Below are 645 nucleotides of genomic sequence, written 5' to 3' on the forward strand. Positions count from 1 at the left end.
TGGCTACACAGGGGCAAACGATCTGACGCTCGATCAATATTCGGGTGGCGACTATAATAAGAAGTTTCTGGATAGCCGCTATACTATGAATCCGCACGCGGATGCCGAAAAGTTTGTGCGGTTCTTTAACACCAACCGCCAGGACTTTGAGCTGTCGGTAGACGACAAGCTGGCGACGGAAGCCGCCGAAGCGTATACGGCCAGCGAAGATGTATATGCCTGGTATGTGATGACGCGCATTCAGCGCGACAAGCTGATGCTGTTGGGTGGTGTGCGGTATGAGTATACCGATGTGTCGTATACCTCGTTCAACGTCGTAAACGAAGCGGAGATCCTTCCGCAAAAGGGTGGTCGTAACTATGGTTTCCTGCTGCCGCAACTGCATGTGAAGTATAAGCTGAACGAAGACCTGAACCTGTGTGCCGCAATTACGCGCAGCTATGCGCGTCCGAATTTCAGTGACATCGTTCCGGCGCAAGAGATTAATATCAACGAGGGTGAAGGCACCATTGGCAATACGAAACTGAAGCCGGTGTCGGCAACAAACGTCGATGTGTTGGCGGAGAAATACTTTGGTACGGTGGGGATCCTGTCGGGTGGTGTGTTCTATAAAAAGCTCGGCGACTTTATCTTCAGCCGTAACTT

1 protein-coding gene is annotated in these 645 nt (G+C 51.3%); it reads left to right on the forward strand.

What is annotated here, in order from left to right; genetic code table 11:
- Positions 1-645, forward strand: a 645-nt coding sequence (locus KK062_RS29895; protein ID WP_254088057.1) for a TonB-dependent receptor domain-containing protein, incomplete at both ends; no start/stop codon positions are given.

It is taken from the genome of Dawidia cretensis, from assembly GCF_018598175.1.
GTDB lineage: Bacteria > Bacteroidota > Bacteroidia > Cytophagales > Cyclobacteriaceae > Ohtaekwangia > Ohtaekwangia cretensis.